Annotated in this window: 19 protein-coding genes and 1 pseudogene; 7 read left to right on the top strand and 13 right to left on the bottom strand. The window is 58.9% G+C overall.

The window, feature by feature from the left end:
* The first annotated feature begins 670 nt into the window (after positions 1-670).
* Positions 671-1,873, top strand: coding sequence for an MFS transporter (locus K5E40_RS05925; protein WP_221730074.1), 1,203 nt, complete (start codon positions 671-673; stop codon positions 1,871-1,873).
* A gap of 180 nt (positions 1,874-2,053) precedes the next feature.
* Positions 2,054-2,314: a hypothetical protein gene (locus tag K5E40_RS05920; RefSeq protein ID WP_221730073.1), complete on the top strand. Its 261-nt coding sequence runs from the start codon at positions 2,054-2,056 to the stop codon at positions 2,312-2,314.
* 310 nt (positions 2,315-2,624) lie between these two features.
* Here the strand turns inward: K5E40_RS05920 and K5E40_RS05915 are convergent, their stop codons facing one another.
* The 9 genes and pseudogenes from K5E40_RS05915 to K5E40_RS05875 form a co-directional block, all read right to left on the bottom strand.
* A complete protein-coding gene (locus K5E40_RS05915) occupies positions 2,625-3,605 on the bottom strand; it encodes a peptide ABC transporter ATP-binding protein (RefSeq protein ID WP_221730072.1) in 981 nt (326 codons plus the stop codon).
* Complete coding sequence (locus K5E40_RS05910) at positions 3,605-4,573, bottom strand: ABC transporter ATP-binding protein (protein WP_221730071.1); 969 nt, start codon at positions 4,571-4,573, stop codon at positions 3,605-3,607. Before K5E40_RS05910 ends, K5E40_RS05915 begins: the two co-directional genes overlap by 1 nt.
* Before the next feature lie 10 nt (positions 4,574-4,583).
* Positions 4,584-5,510 (bottom strand): ABC transporter permease subunit, encoded by a 927-nt coding sequence (locus K5E40_RS05905; RefSeq protein WP_221730070.1) that lies wholly within the window; start codon positions 5,508-5,510, stop codon positions 4,584-4,586.
* A 12-nt stretch (positions 5,511-5,522) separates the two neighbouring features.
* Positions 5,523-6,533 (bottom strand): ABC transporter permease subunit, encoded by a 1,011-nt coding sequence (locus K5E40_RS05900; protein WP_221730069.1) that lies wholly within the window; start codon positions 6,531-6,533, stop codon positions 5,523-5,525.
* 73 nt (positions 6,534-6,606) lie between these two features.
* Positions 6,607-8,202, bottom strand: a complete 1,596-nt coding sequence (locus K5E40_RS05895; protein ID WP_221730068.1) for an ABC transporter substrate-binding protein — start codon at positions 8,200-8,202, stop codon at positions 6,607-6,609.
* Positions 8,203-8,279: 77 nt separating this feature from the next.
* The gene (locus tag K5E40_RS05890; RefSeq protein ID WP_221730067.1) at positions 8,280-9,701 is read right to left on the bottom strand and encodes an OprD family porin; all 1,422 of its coding nucleotides are present in this window, start codon (positions 9,699-9,701) and stop codon (positions 8,280-8,282) included.
* A gap of 178 nt (positions 9,702-9,879) precedes the next feature.
* The gene (locus K5E40_RS05885; RefSeq protein ID WP_221730066.1) at positions 9,880-11,478 is read right to left on the bottom strand and encodes an ABC transporter substrate-binding protein; all 1,599 of its coding nucleotides are present in this window, start codon (positions 11,476-11,478) and stop codon (positions 9,880-9,882) included.
* 301 nt (positions 11,479-11,779) lie between these two features.
* Positions 11,780-13,405 carry an ABC transporter substrate-binding protein gene (locus K5E40_RS05880; RefSeq protein WP_221730065.1) on the bottom strand — a complete coding sequence of 542 codons (1,626 nt, stop codon included), beginning with the start codon at positions 13,403-13,405 and terminating at the stop codon, positions 11,780-11,782.
* 260 nt (positions 13,406-13,665) lie between these two features.
* Positions 13,666-14,058: pseudogene (locus K5E40_RS05875) on the bottom strand (ABC transporter substrate-binding protein); the annotation flags it as partial.
* Positions 14,059-14,821: 763 nt separating this feature from the next.
* On the opposite strand from K5E40_RS05875, the gene K5E40_RS05870 reads away from it, so the two are divergent.
* Complete coding sequence (locus tag K5E40_RS05870) at positions 14,822-15,184, top strand: DUF6124 family protein (protein ID WP_221730064.1); 363 nt, start codon at positions 14,822-14,824, stop codon at positions 15,182-15,184.
* A 188-nt stretch (positions 15,185-15,372) separates the two neighbouring features.
* Here the strand turns inward: K5E40_RS05870 and K5E40_RS05865 are convergent, their stop codons facing one another.
* Positions 15,373-16,089: an SIMPL domain-containing protein gene (locus K5E40_RS05865; protein WP_221730063.1), complete on the bottom strand. Its 717-nt coding sequence runs from the start codon at positions 16,087-16,089 to the stop codon at positions 15,373-15,375.
* A 313-nt stretch (positions 16,090-16,402) separates the two neighbouring features.
* Here K5E40_RS05865 and K5E40_RS05860 point away from each other — a divergent pair, with 313 nt between their 5' ends.
* The 4 genes from K5E40_RS05860 to K5E40_RS05845 all read left to right on the top strand — a co-directional run bounded on the left by K5E40_RS05860 (position 16,403) and on the right by K5E40_RS05845 (position 20,920).
* Positions 16,403-17,665 carry an ATP-binding protein gene (locus tag K5E40_RS05860; RefSeq protein ID WP_221730062.1) on the top strand — a complete coding sequence of 421 codons (1,263 nt, stop codon included), beginning with the start codon at positions 16,403-16,405 and terminating at the stop codon, positions 17,663-17,665.
* Positions 17,658-18,218 (top strand): response regulator transcription factor, encoded by a 561-nt coding sequence (locus K5E40_RS05855; RefSeq protein ID WP_003221630.1) that lies wholly within the window; start codon positions 17,658-17,660, stop codon positions 18,216-18,218. The genes K5E40_RS05860 and K5E40_RS05855 overlap by 8 nt, the downstream gene beginning before the upstream one ends.
* A 96-nt stretch (positions 18,219-18,314) precedes the next feature.
* On the top strand, positions 18,315-20,042 hold the full coding sequence (locus tag K5E40_RS05850; RefSeq protein ID WP_221730061.1) for an ABC transporter ATP-binding protein/permease: 1,728 nt from the start codon (positions 18,315-18,317) through the stop codon (positions 20,040-20,042).
* 131 nt (positions 20,043-20,173) lie between these two features.
* Complete coding sequence (locus tag K5E40_RS05845; protein ID WP_221730060.1) at positions 20,174-20,920, top strand: FadR/GntR family transcriptional regulator; 747 nt, start codon at positions 20,174-20,176, stop codon at positions 20,918-20,920.
* A gap of 7 nt (positions 20,921-20,927) precedes the next feature.
* Here the strand turns inward: K5E40_RS05845 and K5E40_RS05840 are convergent, their stop codons facing one another.
* The 3 genes from K5E40_RS05840 to K5E40_RS05830 form a co-directional block, all read right to left on the bottom strand.
* Positions 20,928-21,281, bottom strand: a complete 354-nt coding sequence (locus tag K5E40_RS05840; protein ID WP_221730059.1) for a hypothetical protein — start codon at positions 21,279-21,281, stop codon at positions 20,928-20,930.
* Between the two features lie 198 nt (positions 21,282-21,479).
* On the bottom strand, positions 21,480-21,794 hold the full coding sequence (locus tag K5E40_RS05835) for a hypothetical protein (protein ID WP_311775940.1): 315 nt from the start codon (positions 21,792-21,794) through the stop codon (positions 21,480-21,482).
* 208 nt (positions 21,795-22,002) lie between these two features.
* Entirely contained in the window at positions 22,003-22,194 is a 192-nt protein-coding gene (locus K5E40_RS05830; RefSeq protein ID WP_221730057.1) for a hypothetical protein, read from the bottom strand.

The following is a 22,194-nucleotide window of genomic DNA, read 5'->3' as shown; positions in this document are numbered from 1 at the left end:
GCTTTTTTTGCTTGGTTGGTTTGGGTGTATATCCATTTCTGCGGGTGTTGCGGCTGACGGTTTCGCCCTTACGGCGACTCACTTTTTTTACAAACGCCTAAAAAAAGTAAGCAAAAAAACGCTTGCTCCTACGTGCGGCCCGCTCGCTGGGGCTCGGGGTTCCTTCGCTGCGGGATTGATCCGGGGGGCATCGCCTCCGGTTTGCTGCGCTGCACCTCCTCTCGATGTGTTTGGCTTCGCCAAACGGTCGCTGCGCTCCCATCCCCGGATCAATCCCTCCACTCAGCCTTCCGACGTCGCCCGTGGATCAAGATCAAGAGCTGCAGCCGAGCTAACGCTCATCCTGTTGAGTGGTGAGGAGCAGAGGCGATGTGCGTTCTGCTATTGCTTTCTTGTGGGAGCGAGCCTGCTCGCGAAGGCGGCCTGCCAGCCGACCCATTTCTTACAGGTTGCATGCAATCCCTGTGGGAGTTTGTCTTGCCAGCTATGGCGGCCTGTCAGCCGTTAATTTTCTAGATGAATGCACTCGATCCAACTCAGCCTTCGGCAGCTCCTGCTGGGGTTGTAGGGTGGTTACGATTTTGTGGTTTCAGGCGTTCAGAGGCGCGACAACTGGCGTGTTGCCCGTTACTGTTCCGGTTCACTTAGGCGGCTTCAAGAGGTCAATGGAATGACGAGTCGACTGACTCACCTGCTGCGGCTGGACGGCTATTTTGGCGTGATGGCCTGGGTGCTTGCGGCGTTGCTGTTCATCAATCGCTTGAGCAGCATGGTCAAGCTGTTCATGGCCTTGTATCTGCGTCAGGAACTGGGGCTGGCGATTGAAACCGTGGGCTGGCTGCTGTCCGGTTACGGCGCGGGGCTGTTGATCGGTTCGATGGTCGGTGGGTTGCTCAGTGATCGCTTTCCCACGGCGCGGCTCACGGCGGCGCTGTTTTTCCTGTCGGTATGGACCTTGATCCTGTTGGGGTTGGTCACCGACGTGCCGTGGCTTGCGGCGTTATTGCTGTTGAGCGGTGTGCTCGACGGGGCGATCCGCACCCTGCATCAACGGTTGATCATGGAGTATTGCGAGGTTGCGCAGCGTTCGCGTGCGCAAGCTTTGAGCCGGGTCGCGAGAAATCTCGGGATGGCCGCTGCCGGGGTGGCTGGCGGGGTGTTGGCGCAGACGGATTTTCGCTCGGTGTTTTTCGCCAGTGCGGCGATGACGCTACTGGCGTTGCTCTGGTTTGTCCGCACGACCTGGCGTCGACCGGTGCTGATCGTTGAGGCGTCAGCCGACGCGGGCTCTGGCTCATCCTCTGCGTATCGCGACAAGGCGTTTCTCTGGTTACTGGCGGCGGCGGTCTTGCTCGGCATGGCGTTCGATACCGTCTACAGCACGCTGGGCAACTATCTGCGTGACTACTACCACTTGAGCACAGAAGCCATCGGCTGGCAGTTCGCGCTCAACGCGATACTGATCGTGGCCCTGCAGATTCCGCTGTCCCATTGGGGCGAACGGTGGGGCATGCGGCGGCAACTGGTGGCCGGCAGTCTGTTGCTGGCTATCGGGCTGGGCATGTTGCCGTTGGGCTCCGGACTGTTTTTCGTCTGCCTGTCGACGGTGGTCTGGACACTGGGCGAAGCGCTGTTCATGCCGCCGCTCAATGTGTTGGTCATGCAGCATGCACAGAGTGGCAAAAGCGGGCAGTACTTCGGTCTGTTTTTCATGAGCTGGAGTGCGAGCGCACTGGTATCACCGGTGCTGAGCGGTCAAATGTACGGATACTTTGGCGGGCACAGTGTCTGGCTGGTCAGTGCGACGCTGGCGCTGTTGGCCATCCCGCTGATTTATCAGGCCACTCGCACACGCGTCTCGGACGCGCCTTAAGGGCAGGCCGGCGTCCTCTAGCGGCTCCGGCTATTGGCGTTATTCGAAACCAGTCTTTGTGCCGAGGGTATTTCTGCCGGCTGATTAGTGTCTTGTCTGGTGAACCCGGCGGATCGGAACTAGATTTCATTCATCGCCGGATCGGCATGTTTGTCTCACCCGCAGAGGATGGAATCGATCATGAAAAACAGATTGCTACGCGTTTTGCTGCTGTTGAAAGTGATGGTGATGTTCTCCCTCGGCACGGCGACGGCTTGGGCCGAGTGCGAGGATCATGATGCCCAGGCCTTCAGCGGGCAGGTGGGGCACAGCGGGCTGATGCTGGCCAAGTCTGATTCTGAGGGCGGTGATAAAGGCCAGGGCGGCAGCGAAGGCGATGATGATTCGAGCACCGACGAGCCGGATACCGACGACGGTGACGAAGGCGACAGCCAGACGTAAATTGCAGACAAAAGAAAACCCCTTCTTCCTCGACTGATGCGCAATCGAAGCGGAAGGGGTTTGGTTAACACTTTGACTCTAAGTCCAACACAATCTCTGTGGGAGCGGGCTCGCATTTGCCTCTGGATTTGCGGATGCCGCGCCGTCGCCGCTGGGTTTTGCTGACGCGTACAGACCTGCAACTCAAATCCCCTGTGGGAGCGGGCTTGCTCGCGAAAGCGGTGTGTCAGTCGACACAAATATTGACTGAACCACCGCCTTCGCGAGCAAGCCCGCTCCCACCGTTTTTTGCATTTACCTCTGGATTTGCTTACGCCGCGCCGTCGAGGAACTGCTCGGCGTAGTGGCACGCCACCTGCCGGTTGTCGAGCTCGCGCAGGGCTGGCTCTTCAGTGCTGCAACGCTCGGTCGCATACGGGCAACGCTTGTGGAACGCGCAGCCTGCGGGCGGGTTGAGCGGGTTGGGCAATTCGCCGACGATCTTGATTTTCGGCTTGTCCGGATCCGGGTGAATCGTCGGGGTCGCCGACAGCAGCGCCTGGGTGTAAGGGTGCAGAGGACGATCATAGATGGCGTTTTTCGGACCCATTTCCACCGGGCGACCGAGGTACATCACCATCACGTCATCGGCCACGTGTTGCACCACCGCCAGGTTGTGCGAGATGAACACGTAGGCGGTGTTGAACTCCTGCTGAAGATCCATGAACAGGTTCAGCACCTGCGCCTGAATCGAAACGTCCAGCGCCGAAGTCGGTTCGTCCGCCACCAGCACTTTGGGTTGCAGCATCATTGCTCGGGCCAGGGCGATCCGCTGGCGCTGACCGCCGGAAAACATGTGCGGATAACGCTGGTAGTGCTCGGGACGCAAGCCGACCTGCTTCATCATCGCCTGGACTTTCTCGCGACGTTCGGCGGCGGACAGGTTGGTGTTGATCAGCAGCGGCTCGCCGAGCTGATCACCGACTTTCTGCCGTGGGTTCAACGACGCGTACGGGCTCTGGAACACCATCTGCACGTCTTTGCGCAGTTGCTTGCGCTGGGCCTTGTCGGCACCGGCCACTTCCTGGCCGGCGATTTTCAAGGAGCCGGACGACGGCTCTTCAATCAGGGTCAGGGCGCGGGCGAGGGTGGACTTGCCACAGCCCGACTCGCCGACAACCGCGAGGGTCTTGCCGGCTTCCAGTTCGAACGACACGCCGTTAAGCGCGCGCACGGTCGCATGGCCCTTGAACAGGCCACGGGAGACTTCGTAGTGACGGGTCAGGTCGCGGGCGGTAAGTACGACGGCCATTACGCCACCTCCTGGTTCAGCGGGTAGAAGCAGCGGGCGAGGCTGTGGCTTTTCGGGTCAAGGGTCGGACGCTGCGCGCGGCAGCTTTCCTGCACGTACGGGCAGCGCGGCGACAGCAGGCAACCCTGCGGACGGTCGTAACGGCCCGGGACGATGCCCGGCAGCGTCGCCAGACGCTCGGCGCCCTGGCTGTGCTCCGGAATCGCCTTGAGCAGCGCTTCGCTGTACGGGTGCGCCGGGATGTCGAACAGTTGTGGCACCTGACCGACTTCAACGGCTTGGCCGGCATACATCACGCACACGCGCTGGGCGGTTTCAGCCACGACCGCGAGGTCGTGGGTGATCAGCACCAGGCCCATGTCCTGTTCTTTCTGCAACGCCAGCAGCAGATCCATGATCTGCGCCTGAATGGTTACATCGAGTGCCGTGGTCGGTTCGTCGGCGATCAGCAGTTTCGGCTCGCCGGCAATCGCCATGGCGATGGCGACGCGCTGGCTCATACCGCCGGACAGTTGATGCGGGTAGGCGTCCATACGGCTGGCGGCGCCCGGGATTTCCACTTTTTCCAGCAGTTCGATGGCACGTTTACGCGCTTGCTTGCCGGACATTTTCAGGTGCAGGCGCAGCACTTCTTCGATCTGGAAACCGACGGTGTAGCTCGGGTTCAGTGCGGTCATCGGGTCCTGGAACACCATCGCCAGGTCTTTGCCGACGATCTGCCGGCGCTGGCGGTTGCTCAGGGTGAGCATGTTCTTGCCGTCGAAATTCAGGGCGTCGGCCGTGACGATCCCCGGGTGCTCGATCAGGCCCATCAGGGCCATCATGGTCACGGATTTACCCGAACCGGACTCGCCCACGATCGCCAGTACTTCGCCCTTGTCGACTTTGAGGTCGAGGCCGTCGACAACCGGCACGGCGGTTTTGTCGCCGAAGCGAACGTTGAGATTCTTGATTTCTAGCAGTGACATGGGAATCTCCTCAGGCGGCGTTCTTGAGTTTCGGGTCCAGCGCATCGCGCAGACCGTCGCCCATCAGGTTGATTGCCAGCACGCTGAGCAAAATGGTCAAACCAGGCAGGCTCACCACCCACCAGGCGCGTTCGATGTAGTCGCGAGCCGAGGCCAGCATGGTGCCCCACTCAGGGGTTGGCGGTTGTACGCCAAGGCCGAGGAAGCCCAGGGCGGCGGCATCGAGAATCGCCGAGGAGAAGCTCAGGGTCGCTTGTACGATCAGCGGTGCCATGCAGTTGGGCAGCACGGTGATGAACATCAGGCGTGGCAGCCCGGCACCGGCCAGGCGCGCGGCGGTCACGTAGTCGCGGTTCAGTTCGCCCATGACGGCGGCACGGGTCAGACGCACGTAGGACGGCAGCGATACCACAGCAATCGCAATCACGGTGTTGATCAGGCCAGGGCCGAGGATGGCGACAATCGCCACCGCCAGCAGCAAGGACGGCAGGGCCAGCATGATGTCCATCAAACGCATGATGGTCGGGCCGAGGACTTTGGGGAAGAAACCGGCGAACAGACCCAGCAGGATGCCCGGGATCAACGACATCACGACCGAAGACAAACCGATCAGCAGCGACAGGCGCGAACCCTGGATCAGACGCGACAGCAGGTCGCGACCCAGTTCATCGGTGCCGAGCAGGAACTGAATCTGCCCGCCTTCGAGCCACGACGGTGGCGTCAGCAGGAAGTCACGGTATTGCTCGCTCGGGTTATGCGGTGCGACCCACGGCGCGAACAGCGCGCAGAAGACGATCAGCAGCATGAACAGCAAACCGGCAACTGCGCCCTTGTTCTTGGAGAAGGCTTGCCAGAATTCTTTGTACGGTGACGGGTACAGCAGGCTTTGATCCACGTCGGACGCGGCGGTGGCTGCTGAGGAAGTTGGAGTGCTCATGGGTAATTGACCTCAGCGCTGATGACGGATGCGTGGGTTGGCAAAGCCGTAGAGGATGTCCACTACGAAGTTGACCAGAATCACCAGGCAGGCGATTAACAGGATGCCGTTTTGCACAACCGGGTAGTCCCGGGCGCCGATGGCTTCGATCAGCCATTTACCGATGCCGGGCCAGGAGAAGATGGTTTCGGTCAGAACTGCACCGGCCAGCAGCGTGCCGACTTGCAGGCCGACCACGGTCAGGACCGGAATCAGCGCGTTACGCAAACCGTGGACGAACACCACGCGTGCCGGCGACAGGCCTTTGGCCCTGGCGGTACGGATGTAGTCTTCACGCAGGACTTCGAGCATCGAGGAGCGGGTCATTCGCGCGATCACTGCCAGCGGAATGGTCCCCAGCACGATGGCCGGCAGGATCAGGTGATGCAGCGCGTCGAAGAATGCGCCGACGTCATCGGCCAGCAGCGTGTCGATCAACATGAAGCCGGTGCGCGGCTCGATGTCGTAAAGCAGGTCGATTCGCCCGGACACCGGTGTCCAGCCCAGGCTCACCGAGAAGAACATGATCAGGATCAGGCCCCACCAGAAGATCGGCATCGAATACCCCGCCAGGGAGATGCCCATCACCCCATGGTCGAACAGGGATCCTCGCTTGAGTGCCGCAATCACCCCGGCCAAAAGGCCCAGAATGCCGGCGAACAGCAGGGCGGCCATGGACAGTTCCAGGGTCGCCGGGAAAAGGGAGGTGAACTCGGTCCAGACGCTGGTGCGCGTACGCAGGGATTCGCCGAGATCGCCGTGAGCCAGTTTGCCGATGTAGTCCAGATACTGGGCATACAGCGGTTTGTTCAGACCTAGGCGTTCCATTGCCTGAGCGTGCATTTCGGGATCGACCCGACGTTCGCCCATCATCACTTCCACGGGGTCGCCCGGAATCATGCGAATCAACGCGAAAGTCAGCAAGGTGATGCCGAAAAACGTGGGGATCAACAACCCCAGTCGGCGGGCAATAAAACTAAACATCTTGTGTGGTACCTCATCAGCCGGTTAGGCGTACCCGGCTTCCCTGGGGGCAGGGAGGCCGGGCGTTTCTTATCTACTTCACCTGGGTGGTGGCGAAGTTATTAGTTGTCAGAGGGCTGATGTGGTAGCCCTCTACGTTGTTGCGCATTGCAGTGAACATCCGGGTGTGGGCCATGCTGATCCACGGTTGGTCCTGATTAAACAGGACCTGGGCTTGCTCGTAGAGTTTCGCGCGTTCGGCCGGATCTACTTTAGCCCGTGCTTCATCCAGCAGAGCCTGGAATTTCTCGTTGCACCAGCGCGCGTAGTTCTCGCCATTCTTGGCCGCCTCGCAGCTGAGCATAGGCGTCAGGAAGTTGTCCGGGTCGCCATTGTCGCCCGCCCATCCGGCCGAGACCATGTCGTGCTCACCGGCCTTGGCGCGTTTGAGCATTTCGCCCCATTCCATCACGCGGATGTCGATCTTGATCCCGACTTTCGCCAGGTCAGCCTGCATCATCTGCGCGCCGAGCATCGGGTTGGGGTTGGTCGGGCCGCCGCCGTTGCGGGTAAACAGGGTAAACGTGGTGCCTTCTGGAACACCGGCTTCCTTGAGCAGGGCGCGAGCCTTGTCGAGATCGCGAGGCGGGTTCTTCAAGTCATGGTTGTAGCCCAGCAGCGTTGGCGGGTACGGGTTGACTGCGACGGTGGCGTTACCTTTGCCAAACAGCGCGTTGACGTAGGCTTCCTTGTCGAAGGCGATGTCGATCGCTTTGCGCACCCGCACGTCGCTCATGTATTTGTGCTGGGTGTTCATGGCGACATACGACACGGTCATCGCGTCGAGTTCGGCGACTTTCAGGTTGCTGTCTTTCTTGATGCTCGGGATGTCATCCGGCTTCGGATACAGCGCAATCTGGCACTCGTTGGCCTTGAGTTTTTGCAGGCGCACGTTGTTGTCGGTGGCAATCGCCAGAATCAGCGCATCGGCCGGTGGCTTGCCACGGAAATAGTCCGGGTTGGCCTTGAACCGTACTTGAGCGTCCTTGGCGTAACGCTGGAAGATGAACGGGCCGGTGCCGATCGGCTTGCTGTTCAGGTCGCCGGTCTTGTTGGCCTTGAGCAACTGGTCGGCGTATTCGGCCGAGTAGATCGAGGAGAACGCCATGGCCAGGTCGGCCAGGAACGGCGCTTCGCGGCGGGTCAGGGTGAACTTGACCGTGTTGTCGTCGACTTTTTCTACGCTTTTGAGCAGTTCCTTGAAGCCCATGCTCTCAAAGTATGGGAAGCCCACGCTCGACAGTTTGTGCCACGGGTGATTCGGGTCCAGCTGACGCTGGAAGCTCCAGACCACGTCGTCGGCGTTCATGTCGCGAGTCGGCTTGAAGTAATCGGTGGTGTGAAACTTGACGCCTTTGCGCAGGTGAAACGTGTAGGTCAGACCGTCATCGCTGATGTCCCAGGAGTCGGCCAGCGCCGGTATCACTTCGGTGGTGCCGGGCTTGAAGTCCGCCAGCCGGTTGAAGATGGTTTCGGCCACCGCGTCGGCTGTGACTGCAGTTGTGTACTGGACCATGTCGAAGCCTTCCGGACTGGCTTCGGTGCAGACCACCAAGGGTTTGGCCGAGACGCCGATGGCGGCGCTCAACAACGCGGCAGCAACGGCCGCACGTAGGGGAAGCATTTTCATCGATAACCCTCTGCAATCGGTTGAAGACAAAAAACCGAACGGCCGACTCTTCATGAGTCAGCCGTCGGTTAGCGTTTTTACAGGATGTTGAATGGGATGGTGGTCACGAGACGGAACTCGTTGATGTTGCCGTCAGCCTGGTGCTCGCTGGCGCGGTGAGTGGTGTACGTCGCACGAATAGCGGTGGCCTTGAGCGGGCCGCTCTGCACGGCGTAAGAAGCACCGACGCCGTATTCATAGTGGCTCTCGCCATTCATCAGGCTCAGGTCGCCGCGCTTGGCTCCTGGATCGGTGTAAGCCGTGCCACGGTAGTGAGTGCCGTCGATGCCCCAGCCGCGCGCCTGGTAGATGTTGAACTTCAGGCCAGGTACGCCGTATTCAGCCATGTTCAAGCCGTAAGCGATCTGGAAGGATTTCTCGTTCGGGCCGTTGAAGTCCGACAGCAAGGAGTTGGCCAGGTAGATGCCGTTGGTTTCGTGCAGGTAGTCGAAGTACTCGTTACCGTTCACTTCCTGGTACGAGAAGGTCAGGCTGTGTGCCTGGTGAGTCAGACCAAGCGACAGCGAGTAGGTGTCGTTGTCGATGTTGCCCATCAACTTTTTGCCTTCGTCGACAGTCTTGTAGTAGTTCAGACCGGTGGTCAGGCTCAGGACCTGGCTGTCACCCAGTTCGTGGGTGGCGCCGAAGTAGTACTGGTTCCAGAAGTCTTCAACGTTCGCGACATACAGGCTGGTTTTCAGGCTCTTGAGCGGCTGGTAGTTCAAACCGGCTGTGTAAACCTTGTCGGTTTCAACACCAGTGGCCGAGTACTCGGAACGGAATTTCGACAGGCTCTGTTCGGTACGTGGCGAGACGCGGTCGAAACCGGCCAGGTCAAACGACAGGTTGCTGAATTCTTCGCTGTGCAGGCTGATACCTTCGAAGCTCGAAGGCAGCGGACGGTTGCCGATGACATCGACGATCGGCGTGCTGAAATTCTGGCGACCGGCGGTCAGGGTGGTGTTCGATACGCGGAACTTGACGTTGGCCAGACCCAGTTTGCTCCACTGGCCGACAGCGTCGCCGTCGGAGTCGGCGAGGGTGCGGTTGGAGCCGCCAGCGATGTCCTTACGGTCACGATCCAGAACGATGGCGTTGTAGGCGGCCACTTCAGTGCTCACGCCAACGGTGCCTTGGGTGAAGCCCGAGGTGTAGTTAACGATGGTGCCCTGAACCCAGTTGATACGACGCGGGGTTTTGGTTCTGACCTGTGGCGTGGTGTTCTTGTCGCTGTTCTTCACGTAGCTGAAACTGTCGTCACGACGCTTCAGTTCATTGGCATAAAAGTTACGGGTTGTGCCGCCCAGGCTCTGTCCATCAATAAAGCCTTTGGCCTCGCTTTGGGCGCTACTGCCGGCCAGGGTAGTCGGGACGAACTCCTGACTGACAGGTTCTGCATACGCCGTGGCGGTGATGCTGCTGATGGCCAAAGCCAGTATCGCGGTGCTGCTCAGTTTCATGGGTGAAGCTCCTTTACTTTCTTTTTATACCGGTCTTTTTTTGGTCGTCCGGCTATTTGGTTTAGAACTCAATCACACATCGCAAACGTTTGCCAAAGGCCAGATTGGCGAATTTCGGCAAAGCGCTTGCGTGAGGGGGATAGACGGCCCCCCTCAGCATTGCGGCTAATCGGTTGGGTTAATCGATACTGACGCCCGAGAACACGTTGCGACCGAAGGGGCTCACCTTGAACCCTTCAACCCGCGTGCTTAACGGTTGGTTGACCGTCGAGTGGGCGACAGGCGTGATCGGCACTTGCTGCTTGAGCAACTGCTGCGCCTGTTTGTAAAGCGCGGTGCGCTGGTCGCGGTCGGTGACGACCTTGGCCTCTTTGATCAGCTTGTCGTAAGCCGGATCGCACCACATCGAGTAGTTGTTGCCACCAATGGCATCGCAGCTGTACAGCGTGCCGAGCCAGTTGTCCGGGTCACCGTTGTCACCGGTCCAGCCGATCAGGCTGACGTCGTGTTCGCCATTCTTGGTGCGCTTGATGTACTCGCCCCATTCATAGCTGACGATCTTCACTTTCAGACCGATCTTGGCCCAGTCAGCCTGGAGCATTTCGGCCATCAGTTTGGCGTTCGGGTTATACGGACGCTGTACCGGCATCGCCCACAGGGTGATCTCGGTGCCTTCTTTTACGCCGGCAGCCTTGAGCAGCTCTTTGGCTTTTTCCGGGTTGTAGGCAGCGTCTTTGATCGTATCGTCGTAAGACCACTGGGTCGGTGGCATGGCGTTGACCGCCAGCTGGCCGGCGCCTTGGTAAACGGCGTTGAGAATCCCCTGTTTATTCACCGCCATGTCCAGCGCCTGACGCACTTCGAGCTGGTCGAACGGTTTGTGGCGCACGTTGTAGGCGATGTAGCCGAGGTTGAAACCCGGCTTGGAGATCAGTTGCAGTTTTGGATCGCTCTTCAGCGCCTCGACATCGGCCGGGCGTGGATGCAGGGTGATCTGGCATTCGCCAGCCTTGAGCTTTTGCACGCGCACCGAGGCGTCGGTGTTGATCGCGAAAATCAGGTTATCGAGCTTTACCCGGCTCGGGTCCCAGTATTGTTTATTAGCTGTGTAACGGATGTTCGAGTCTTTCTGGTAGCTCTTGAACACGAACGGGCCGGTGCCGATCGGCTTTTGGTTGATGTCGCTCGGCTTGCCTTCGGCCAACAGCTTGTCGGCGTATTCGGCGGACAGAATGGCGGCGAAGCTCATTGCGATGTTCTGGATGAACGCGGCGTCAACGCTGTTGAGCGTGAACTCCACGGTCAGTGGCCCGGTCTTTTCGACCTTGGCAATGTTCTTGTTCAGGCTCATCCCGTTGAAATACGGGAACTCGGTCGGATAAGCCTTACGGAAGGGCTGTTGTGCATCGAGCATGCGATTAAACGTGAACAACACGTCGTCGGCGTTGAAATCGCGGGTCGGCTTGAAGTAAGGCGTTGTATGAAATTTCACACCTTCACGTAGGTGAAAGGTGTACTTGAGACCATCCTCGGAAATATCCCACTTGGTAGCCAGACCTGGGACGACATTGGTCGCGCCTTTTTCGAACTCGACCAAACGGTTATACAGCGGCTCGGCGGCGTCGTTATCGGTGGCCGTCGTGTATTGCGCGGTATCAAAACCCGCCGGGCTGCCTTCGGAGCAGAACACCAGGCTTTTGGGGGCGGCGAAACTGGCGGACGTGGCGGCCAACAGGCCGGCGCCCAGCAAAGCGGAAAAAACCAAGGTATGGCGCATGACGCTCCCTCTTTTTTAGTGTTTTTCGATGCGCTGCGATCCCATCCGGGGACGTTGTGGCTGCATCAAGCTCAAACCAGTGCGGACAGCAAACCGTTAGCCCACACAGTCACTGGTCAGAACCCGACGGTAGGGGCCGTGGGTCTGGCAGTAAATGCGTTGAGTCCTAAAGACTCGTAGGAAAAGGCAACACAGCCTGTACCACTCTGGTAAGACCAGGCGGAAATGGTTGTAGGCAAATTCCTAGCTGATCGGCAGAAAAAAACAGCGGCGACGCTGGAAACGTCGCCGCTGTGTCTTTTTATTTGCTGACGCTGACGCCGTAGAAGGAATTCAAGCCGAATGGGCTGATCTTGAAATCCTGCACGTTGGCGCGCATGGGTTGGTACACCGTCGAGTGAGCGATAGGTGTCATTGGGACTGCATCTTTGAGGACGTGTTGCGCCTCTTTGTACAGTTCGGTGCGCTTGGCCTGGTCGGTTGTGCGCTTGGCTTCCTTGACGAGGCCGTCGAACTTCTTGTCGCACCACTTGGAGAAGTTGTTGCCGCTGAGCGAGTCGCAACCGAACAGCACGTTCAGCCAGTTGTCCGGATCACCATTGTCACCGCTCCAGCCAATGATCATGGCCTGGTTCTCGCCACCTTTGGAGCGCTTGATGTACTCGCCCCATTCGTAGCTCTGGATCTTGACGTTCAGACCGATCTTCTTCCAGTCCGACTGCAGCATCTCAGCCATCAGTTTGGCGTTCGGGTTGTACGGACGTTGTACCGGCATTGCCCACAACACGATCTCGGTACCTTCCTTGACGCCGGCTTCCTTGAGCAGCTCTTTGGCTTTCTCAGGGTCGTACTTGGCGTCCTTGATGGTGGTGTCGTAAGACCACTGGGTCGGTGGCATGGCGTTGACGGCCAACTGGCCAGCGCCCTGGTAAACCGAGTCGATGATCTGCGGCTTGTTCACCGACATGTCCAGCGCCTGGCGCACACGCAGGTCAGCCAGAGGGTTTGGCTCGTTGCTGCCTTTGACCTTGTCCATCACGTTGTAGGCGATGTAGCCCAGGTTGAAGCCGGCCTGGTCAGGCATTTTCAGCGACTTGTCTTCTTTGAGGGCTTTCAGGTCGGCTGGACGCGGGAACAGGGTGATCTGGCACTCGTTCTTTTTCAGCTTCTGAATACGTACCGACGGGTCGGTGGTGATGGCGAAGATCAGGTTGTCGATCTTCACATCGTCAGGCTTCCAGTAGTCCTTGTTCCCGGTGTAGCGGATGTTGGAGTCTTTCTGGTAGCTCTTGAACACGAAAGGCCCAGTGCCGATCGGCTTCTGGTTGATGTCGGCAGCCTTGCCTTCCTTGAGCAGCTTGGCAGCGTACTCGGCGGACTGGATCGAAGCGAAGCTCATGGCCATGTTCTGGATGAACGCAGCATCCACTTCTTTGAGCGTGAACTTGACGGTGTGGTCGTCGACTTTATCGATCTTGGTGATGTTGGTGTCCATCCCCATGTCGGTGAAGTACGGGAATTCAGTCGGGTACGCCTTACGGAACGGGTCATCCTTGTTAATCATGCGATTGAAGGTGAACAGCACGTCGTCGGCGTTGAACTCACGAGTCGGCTTGAAATACGGGGTGGTGTGGAACTTGACGCCTTCACGCAGGTGGAAGGTGTACGTCAGGCCGTCATCGGAAATGTCCCACTTGGTCGCCAGGCCAGGAATAACGGCGGTGCCGCCGCGCTCGAACTGGGTCAGGCGGTTGAACATGGTTTCGGCTGAGGCGTCGAAGTCGGTTCCGGTGGTGTATTGGCCTGGGTCGAATCCGGCCGGGCTCCCTTCGGAGCAGAACACCAGGTTAGTCGCAGCGGATGCGAATGGTGCGGAGGCTAACAAGCCTGCGCCGACTAAAAACGGAATGACCGCGTGTTTAAGCATGTTGGCCTCATGATTTGTTGTCATTTTTTAGTTGTGAGGTACGACCTCGTGAGTCGTGCCTGCGGATACTTATGCAGGGGCCATACCCATTGCAAGATGCAGAGCGACTGTCGGCCTTAAACCGTGGCACGAACGTACCTTAATGTCGCATATGTGTAAAAGTTGACGCATTTGACCGTTTGCGGGCGATTTTTTCGGTGCAAACGAAGCCCCAAAATGGTGCGCTGGTCACGTTGTGCGCGCCGCCTTGGGGCTTGGTGTTACTTATTTATACCCACACCATAGAAGGGTGTAAGGCCGAATGGGCTAATGCGCAAGTCAGTGACTTCCTTGCGCAGCGGTTGGAACACCGTCGAGTTGGCAATCGGTGTGATCGGTACCTGTTGTTTAAGAATTTGCTGGGCCTATTGATACAGTTTTACCCGTTGCGACTTGTCGGTGGACACCTTGGCTTGCTGCACGAGTTTGTCGTAGGCCGGGTCACCGTTGTCATCTGTCCAGCCGTAGATCATCGCGTCGTGTTCGCCATTTTTGGCGCGCTTGATGTTCTCACCCCATTCATAGCTGACGATGTTGGCCTTGATCCCGATCTTGTCCCAATCCTGCTGGATCATCTGCGCCGACATTCCTTGAGTTTCTGCAGGCGCACGGCGGCGTCCGGGGTGATTGAGAAGATCAGGTTGTCGAGCTTCACGTCCTCGGTTTTCCAGTAGGCCTTGTTCCTTCGCTGTGGGATTGATCCGGGCGCATCGCCTGCGGTTTGCTGCGCTGCACCTCCTCTCGATGTGCTTGGCTTCGCCAAGCGGTCGCTGCGCTCCCACCCCCGGATCAATCCCTCCACTCAGCCTGCCGACGGGCCTTTTAAGATCAAGAGCGGTACTCGAGCTTGCGCTCATTGTGTTGAGTGGGGCGGCATGCGCCGCGTGCGGGGTGTGCTTGTCTCCGCTGTAGGCTGCGATCTTTTGCTGTTGCTGTGGGAGCGGCTAGCGATGGCGGCCTGACAACCGACCCATTTCTGGCAGGTGTACTCCGTGCAAACTGTGGGAGCGGGCTTGCTCGCGAAGAGGCCCGTCCAGTCACCCGATTACTTTGGTGTGTTTAGAGATGTGTGAAATCACCAGAACCTTCCCACAAGGTTTTCAGGTTGTCCGTCGGACGTGCGATCTCTAGGCTTTGGTTGTCGCTGAAGGTTCAGCGATCGGGTGTGAGAACCCATAGGAACTGTTAATCCAACATCAGTACCACCATAATTGCCGCCGGCATTTCTGCTGTCTGCAATGTTCTATGGCGGCTGTGTGCGGGCGGACTTCGGTCCGGCCGGGCTTGTTCCTACCGGTTTCTCACCCCGCACACTGCTGCCACCACTCCGTCGCGTGAGAAACGGCAAGTGATTGGCTATTGATTAGGAACATTCCAATGACCAAGCCTGTACCCGATCCACCCGAAGATAAACCAACCCCGCTCGAAGAAGCCCTGCGCGCCGATGACCTCGCCCGAAACCGCGAAGCGATCAAGCGCGCCCTCGATTTCTATCTCTGTCCCGAAACCAGAAAACCGCGCCAACCGAGCACGATGTTTATGGTCTGTCCCAACGTCGACACCGAAAGCCTGCTGGCTCACGCCTGTGAATCACTGGCCTCGGCCAGTGCCGCAGCCAGCAACTTCGCCAATGAGCTTGGCGGCACGCAGCGCAATACGGTGCTGGGTATTCAGCAGATCATCATGCTGGCCGAACTGGCGGTGAACCGGGCGCTGGATCGGGTTGATCCGCAGGCTTGAGACCGCGTTATCGTTCATCGCTGGCAAGCCAGCTCCCACAGGTTTTTGTGCTGATTTTGAAATCGACGCATGACCTTGTGGGAGCTGGCTTGCCAGCGATGGCGGCGGAGCATTCACCACAAAATCCAGGCACAAAAAAACCGGCGATCATTGTCTGATCGCCGGTTTTTCATTCAGCCCACATTACATCACGGCATCAGCACTTCAATCGAACCATCCGCGGTCATGCTGACCTGGCTGGTACCTGCTTCAACTTCCGGCGTCACTGGCGCTGAATCCATGCCCGCTGCTTTCATCATCATCGGGCCGCGCAGGTACGGTTGTGGGTAGCCGTTGCTGTTGAGGTTCAGGTTGACGATTTTGTAGCCCTTGCCGCCGAGTGCGTCGGTGGCCAGTTGGGCGCGGGCCTTGAAGGCGGTGACGGCTTCTTTGAGCAGGGCGTCTTCGCTGGCTTTGCGGGTCGGGTCGGCGATGGCGAAGTCCATGCCGCCCATTTTCAGGTCGGTCAGCAGTTCGCCGGTGAGTTTGGACAGGGCAGCGAAGTCGGCGCTTTCCAGGCGCAGTTCGGCGCGTTCACGCCAGCCGGTGATTTTCTGGCCTTTGGTGTCGTAGATCGGGTAGCTGTTGCGGCTGCCCTGGCGCAGGGTGATGTCTTTGACTTGCTTGGCTTGGGCCAGAGCCTTGTTCATGGTGGTGCTGACGTCGGCGGCGAGTTTGGCCGGGTCGGTGTTTTGCTCTTCCGTGTAGAGGGTCACGATCATGAGGTCGCGGGCCACTTCCTGGCTGACTTCGGCGCGCAGGGAAATCTGGTTGTAGTGCAGCTCATCGGCGGCCAGGGCCGGGAGGCTGGCGATGCTGCCGACGGTCAGGGCGAGAAGGGCGGCGCGGCGGCGAAATGTGTGCATGAAGGCTCCTTGATGAGGGCGCAGGGGTTGGTTCGGGCCTGCGTGAAACCATCAGACTGTAGCTTCTGCGCTCCGGTTCGCCCAGTTACAACTTCTATACAGATGCCCGGGGCTGCTGCGCAGCCATTCGCGAGCAGGCTCGCTCCCACCTTTGAAATGCATTCCTCTATGGGAGCGAGCCTGCTCGCGAAGGCGTTTTTATAGCCGCCGAACATGTTTTCGCCATGTGGTCGTTTGCCGCACTTTCGCCTCTCGAGGGCGCGGCTTGGTTATACTCCGTGCGATCCGCCTGGAGCGCTCATCAGGAGAGCTCATGCTCGCCCCCGTACAACTGACTTCCGCCACTCGCCAGAACCTCTGGCGGCTGACTTTCATCCGCACGCTGGTGCTCGCCGCGCAGGCCGGGTCCGTAGGCTTGGCCTATTGGCTGCAACTGTTGCCGTTGCCGTGGGTGCAACTGGCGATGACGCTTGGCTGTTCGACGCTGCTCTGCGTTTTCACCGCTGTGCGCTTGCGTACTTCGTGGCCGGTGACCGAACTCGAATACGCTCTGCAATTGGCCTGTGATCTGGTGATCCACAGTGCGCTGCTGTATTTCTCCGGTGGTTCGACCAACCCGTTCGTTTCCTATTATCTGGTGCCGCTGACCATTGCTGCGGTGACGCTGCCCTGGCGCTATTCGGTGGTCCTGTCCGGTATCGCACTGGCGCTGTACACCCTGATGCTGACGCGGTTCTACCCGCTGGAAACCTTGCCGATCGCCCGGGAGAACCTGCAGGTCTATGGCATGTGGCTGAGCTTCGCGCTCGCGGCGGCGGTGATCACGTTCTTTGCTGCGCGCATGGCCGAGGAGTTGCGTCGTCAGGAGGAGTTGCGTGCGATTCGTCGCGAGGAAGGTCTGCGCGACCAGCAATTGCTCGCCGTTGCCACCCAGGCCGCCGGCGCCGCTCACGAATTGGGTACGCCGCTGGCGACCATGAGCGTATTGCTCAAAGAGATGCAGCAGGATCATCCCGACCCGATGCTGCAAGACGATCTGAAGGTGCTGCAGGACCAGGTCAAGCTCTGCAAGGAAACCCTGCAACAGTTGGTGCGCGCCGCGGAGGCCAATCGGCGCCTGGCCGTCGAGATGCAGGACGTCACGGTCTGGCTCGACGAAGCGCTGAACCGCTGGCACTTGATGCGTCCGGAGGCCAGTTATCGCTTCCAGCGTCTCGGCCAGGGTGCGGTGCCGCGCATGGCACCGCCGCCGGATCTGACCCAGGCACTGTTGAATCTGCTCAACAATGCCGCCGACGCCTGCCCGGAGAACCTTCAGGTGACGCTGGATTGGGACGCGGAAAACTTGACCATCAGCATTCGGGACCATGGCGCCGGTGTGCCGCTGGCCATCGCCGAGCAGATTGGCAAACCGTTTTTTACCACCAAGGGCAAAGGTTTCGGCCTGGGCCTGTTTTTGAGCAAGGCCAGCGTGACACGCGCCGGCGGCTCAGTGAAACTCTATAGTCATGAGGAAGGCGGCACGCTCACCGAGCTGCGCCTGCCTCACGGTGCCCGAGGAGAGCAAAATGAGTGACGAAATCCAAGTGGAAGGCGAAGAACTGCCGCATTTGCTGCTGGTCGACGACGACGCGACTTTCACCCGAGTCATGGCGCGCGCCATGGCCCGCCGCGGCTTTCGCGTCAGCACTGCCGGTTCCGCCGAGGAAGGCCTGACCATTGCCCAGGCTGACCTGCCGGACTACGCCGCGCTCGATCTGAAAATGGACGGCGACTCCGGGCTGGTATTGCTGCCGAAGTTGCTGGAGCTGGACCCGGAAATGCGCGTGGTGATCCTCACCGGTTATTCGAGCATTGCCACGGCGGTCGAAGCGATCAAGCGCGGCGCCTGCAACTACCTTTGCAAGCCGGCCGATGCCGACGACGTACTCGCCGCGCTGCTCTCCGAACACGCCGACCTCGACAGTCTGGTGCCGGAAAACCCGATGTCGGTCGATCGCCTGCAGTGGGAACACATTCAGCGCGTACTCACCGAGCACGAAGGCAACATCTCCGCCACGGCTCGCGCCTTGGGCATGCACCGCCGCACCCTGCAGCGCAAACTGCAGAAGCGCCCGGTTCGTCGCTGAACCTGCGCTGAACGACTATCGGCAGCCCTCGCGATAAAACGCACCGATCATTTATGATCGGTGCGTGTCTGTTCTCTTCCATATCGAGCCTTATCCATGAATCCGAACGCTGAACATTCCGCGGTCAACGATGCTGTGCGCGGCCAGTTTTTTCGCAAAGTGTGGGCGATGATCACGCCTTACTGGCGCAGTGAAGAGAAGGTAAAGGCCTGGACGCTGCTGATTGCGGTGATAGCGCTCTCGCTGCTCAGCGTAGGGATCTCGGTGTGGTTCAACACCTGGTACAAGGATTTTTACAACGCTTTGCAAAAGAAGGACGAAGCGGCGTTCTGGCATCTGATTCTGTACTTCTGTGTGATCGCGGCCGTGGCGATTGTCGGTGCCGTGTACAGGCAATATCTGACGCAGATGCTGACGATCCGCTGGCGGGCGTGGCTGACCGAAAAGCATTTCTCGCGCTGGCTCGCCGACAAGAATTATTACCAACTGGAGCAGGGCGGTTACACCGATAACCCGGACCAGCGGATTTCCGAAGACCTCAACAATTTCACGTCCAACACCCTTGAACTGGGTATCGGGCTGTTGCGCAATATCGTCAGTCTGGTGTCGTTCTCGATCATTTTGTGGGGCGTATCGGGCAGCATCGAAATCTATGGCATCACCATTCCCGGCTACATGTTCTGGTGCGTGCTGGTTTACGCCGTGGTGGGTAGCTGGCTGACGCATTTGATCGGTCGTCGCTTGATCGGTCTGAACAACCAGCAACAACGCTTTGAAGCTGACCTGCGTTTTTCCATGGTACGGATTCGCGAGAATGCCGAAAGTATCGCGTTGTACAACGGCGAACCGAACGAGAACCGTCGCTTGAGCAGCCGTTTCGGGATGGTCTGGCATAACTTCTGGGACATCATGAAAGTGTCCAAGCGCCTGACGTTTTTCACCGCCGGTTACAGCCAGGCCGCGATTATCTTCCCGTTCATCGTTGCTTCGCCGCGTTACCTCGCCGGCAAGATCGAACTGGGCGAGTTGATGCAGATCAGCTCGGCATTCGGCAACGTTCAAGAGAGTTTCAGCTGGTTTATCAACGCGTACCAGAGCCTCGCCTCCTGGCGCGCCACCTGTGATCGTTTGCTGAGTTTCCGGCAGGCGATGACCGACAACGAAGACCGCCCGCCGGCCATTGATGTGCAAAATCAAGGCAGTGAGCTGAAGGTGCATGACCTGGGGCTGGATCTGGCCGACGGTCGTCATCTGTTGACCAGTGCCGACATGACCGTTGAACCGGGCGAGCGCGTCATGCTCAGTGGCCGTTCCGGCAGTGGCAAGTCCACGCTGTTGCGCGCGATGGGGCATTTGTGGCCGGCGGGGCACGGCAATATTCGTCTGCCAGCGGCGCGTTATCTGTTCCTGCCGCAGAAACCCTATCTGCCCATCGGCACCCTGCGCGAAGCGCTGAGTTATCCACAGCCGGGCGATACCTATACGCCGCAGCGTTATGCACAAGTGCTGGAAACCTGTCGGTTGCCGCATCTGGTAGCCCGTGTAGATGAAGCCAATCACTGGCAGCGCATGTTGTCGCCGGGCGAGCAACAGCGCTTGGCCTTCGCCCGCGCGCTGCTCTACGCACCACAATGGCTGTACATGGATGAAGCCACGTCGGCGATGGATGAAGAAGACGAAGCGACGCTGTATCAGGCGCTGATCGATCAATTGCCGGGGTTGAGCATCGTCAGCGTCGGCCATCGCAGCAGCCTGAAACGATTCCACCCACGGCATGTGCGGATCGACGGCGGCCATTTGGTTGAGCAAACCGTAACGGCATGATCACGACACAAATCCCGTGGGAACTGGCAAGCCAACGCCCACAGGATTTGTGGTGTTAACGGAAAGTGATCGTACAACCCGCTTGAGCTATGATGCCAACCAAGCCGAATTTTCGAGACCCGATACAAACCATGGAAAACCTGATCGACACCCCGCGCCTTCCGCGCAAGCGCCGCAGCCTCGCACAGGAATTAGTGACGGTGCTGAGCGAGCAGATCCGTGATGGCCTGCTCAAGCGCGGCGACAAGTTGCCCACCGAGTCGGCGATCATGGAAGCCCATGGCGTCAGCCGCACCGTGGTGCGTGAGGCGATTTCCCGACTGCAAGCGGCCGGGCAAGTGGAAACCCGTCATGGCATCGGCACTTTTGTACTCGATACGCCGAGCCCCAGCGGCTTCCGTATCGACCCGGCCACGGTCGTCACCCTGCGTGATGTGCTGGCTATTCTTGAATTACGCATCAGCCTTGAAGTGGAGTCCGCCGGCCTCGCTGCACAACGCCGCAGCCCCGAGCAACTGGCGACCATGCGCGCCGCCCTCGATGCGCTGAACGATAGCGTGTCCCATGCCAGTGATGCCGTCGCGTCGGACTTTGCCTTCCACCTCGAAATAGCCTTGTCCACCGGCAACCGCTACTTCACCGACATCATGACCCACCTGGGCACCAGCATCATCCCGCGCACGCGGCTGAATTCGGCGCGTCTGGCCCATGATGATCAACAGCACTACATGAATCGCCTGAGCCGCGAGCACGAAGAAATTTATGAGGCGATCGCCCGCCAGGATTCCGATGCGGCCCGTGCGGCCATGCGTCTGCACCTGACCAATAGCCGTGAAAGACTGCGCCAGGCCCATGAAGAGGCGCAGGCGCAGGGGTGATTGCTGTTTAGCGTTCGAGATTCACATGCAGAATGTCGGAGCTCCCGAGATTCTGCCCTCCTCTTGCCACGGTGTAGTGCAGATCGGCAGTGGCTTTTGGAACGAGTTTTTTCTCAAAAACATCTTTGGGAACAGCGAGCACGAGGGGCTTTCCGGCCTGCAAGTCAGTCACTGTGATTTCGGTTTCAAAGCTGTTACCGGTAGACGTTTTTACGTGTAGCGCAACTACGTCGCCGGCAGCCTGGTTTGCGTAAGCGTTTACCACACCGTGGGCTTTTTCCTGCAATTTGCCAACGTGTAGTACCCCGTTCACGGCTTCCTGGAGCTCTGGAGCAGCCAACACTTTTACGTGTGCAGTCATGATCAAATTCCTTTTCACTGTCCCTTCAAACCGTTGAATGAGCGCAAGTTACGGCTTGGCGCTGTCGGAGCCGGTTCGTTAACTCCTCAGCCATTAAGGCCGAGATCCGAAATGGCTGGCACCTGTAAGAAATACCAGTCCCGACGAACGGTCTATGTCTTTTGAGCGGCGCGCCCGATCAACAGGCACGCCCGGACATCAGGCTTCGATACGCAGCATCAACGGGGCCGAAAACGGCTCCATGCTCGATTCATCCTGAAACTTGTAGCGCAGTTCGATTTCGCAATTCACGTACGTCTTCAGCACTTCCTTTGGAATCTGCAATTCGATGCCCGTCAGTTTTTCCATCTCGTCCTCGGCGTCATCCCAGGCGCCGGTGTCGACTTCTTCGCCAGCCCATTCAGGCTCTTCGGGATCTTCGCCGAGAATGGCGTAGACGCTCCAGTTGGCTGCAAAGTCGCTGGAGTCCGGGACTTCAATGATCAGGTGATCGCTCAGTTCCGATAGGTTCACGGTTGCCGTTTCAGATGAATGAGGCAGAAATTGCGCAAGTGTGGGTGGGACAAAAATCATGAGGGGCGCTCTCCGTGCGTAGTGGGCCGTGATCCATTCACGGCGGTTCTGCACGGTAAGAGACTTTTGCTGGGCGTGTTTTAAACCGTTCATTTCCAGCCATTTCAAAGCCCCCCTGCGGCAGTCCCTACAGGGGGGGCGGATGTTGTCAGTGGCGCGGCAGAATTGAACGGTCGACCCTTACAGCGAGGAGGCCGGCAATGGGGTTGGCATCAAAGGTTGCATAACCTTGGGCATCCACCGTCGCCCGGGCAATTGGCAGGCCTTTGGCCAATAACTCCAGAGGCGCGCCCTTCAGTGATTGGCCCGAGGCCAGTTCCAGTTTCAGTTTGATCGTCAT

It is taken from the genome of Pseudomonas baetica, assembly GCF_019733355.1.
Taxonomy (GTDB): Bacteria; Pseudomonadota; Gammaproteobacteria; order Pseudomonadales; family Pseudomonadaceae; genus Aquipseudomonas; species Aquipseudomonas baetica_A.
This window is presented reverse-complemented; position numbering and strand designations above follow the sequence as displayed.

What these genes read in the sequence shown, in the direction of transcription:
- K5E40_RS05870 (WP_221730064.1), top strand. Translation starts at nt 14,822, where the DNA reads ATGACCAAGCCTGTACCCGATCCACCCGAAGATAAACCAACCCCGCTC.
- K5E40_RS05895 (WP_221730068.1), bottom strand. Translation starts at nt 8,202, where the DNA reads ATGAAAATGCTTCCCCTACGTGCGGCCGTTGCTGCCGCGTTGTTGAGC.
- K5E40_RS05910 (WP_221730071.1), bottom strand. Translation starts at nt 4,573, where the DNA reads ATGTCACTGCTAGAAATCAAGAATCTCAACGTTCGCTTCGGCGACAAA.
- K5E40_RS05865 (WP_221730063.1), bottom strand. Translation starts at nt 16,089, where the DNA reads ATGCACACATTTCGCCGCCGCGCCGCCCTTCTCGCCCTGACCGTCGGC.
- K5E40_RS05860 (WP_221730062.1), top strand. Translation starts at nt 16,403, where the DNA reads ATGCTCGCCCCCGTACAACTGACTTCCGCCACTCGCCAGAACCTCTGG.
- K5E40_RS05840 (WP_221730059.1), bottom strand. Translation starts at nt 21,281, where the DNA reads ATGACTGCACACGTAAAAGTGTTGGCTGCTCCAGAGCTCCAGGAAGCC.
- K5E40_RS05905 (WP_221730070.1), bottom strand. Translation starts at nt 5,510, where the DNA reads ATGAGCACTCCAACTTCCTCAGCAGCCACCGCCGCGTCCGACGTGGAT.
- K5E40_RS05845 (WP_221730060.1), top strand. Translation starts at nt 20,174, where the DNA reads ATGGAAAACCTGATCGACACCCCGCGCCTTCCGCGCAAGCGCCGCAGC.
- K5E40_RS05855 (WP_003221630.1), top strand. Translation starts at nt 17,658, where the DNA reads ATGAGTGACGAAATCCAAGTGGAAGGCGAAGAACTGCCGCATTTGCTG.
- K5E40_RS05915 (WP_221730072.1), bottom strand. Translation starts at nt 3,605, where the DNA reads ATGGCCGTCGTACTTACCGCCCGCGACCTGACCCGTCACTACGAAGTC.
- K5E40_RS05920 (WP_221730073.1), top strand. Translation starts at nt 2,054, where the DNA reads ATGAAAAACAGATTGCTACGCGTTTTGCTGCTGTTGAAAGTGATGGTG.
- K5E40_RS05890 (WP_221730067.1), bottom strand. Translation starts at nt 9,701, where the DNA reads ATGAAACTGAGCAGCACCGCGATACTGGCTTTGGCCATCAGCAGCATC.
- K5E40_RS05900 (WP_221730069.1), bottom strand. Translation starts at nt 6,533, where the DNA reads ATGTTTAGTTTTATTGCCCGCCGACTGGGGTTGTTGATCCCCACGTTT.
- K5E40_RS05830 (WP_221730057.1), bottom strand. Translation starts at nt 22,194, where the DNA reads ATGACGATCAAACTGAAACTGGAACTGGCCTCGGGCCAATCACTGAAG.
- K5E40_RS05880 (WP_221730065.1), bottom strand. Translation starts at nt 13,405, where the DNA reads ATGCTTAAACACGCGGTCATTCCGTTTTTAGTCGGCGCAGGCTTGTTA.
- K5E40_RS05885 (WP_221730066.1), bottom strand. Translation starts at nt 11,478, where the DNA reads ATGCGCCATACCTTGGTTTTTTCCGCTTTGCTGGGCGCCGGCCTGTTG.
- K5E40_RS05925 (WP_221730074.1), top strand. Translation starts at nt 671, where the DNA reads ATGACGAGTCGACTGACTCACCTGCTGCGGCTGGACGGCTATTTTGGC.
- K5E40_RS05850 (WP_221730061.1), top strand. Translation starts at nt 18,315, where the DNA reads ATGAATCCGAACGCTGAACATTCCGCGGTCAACGATGCTGTGCGCGGC.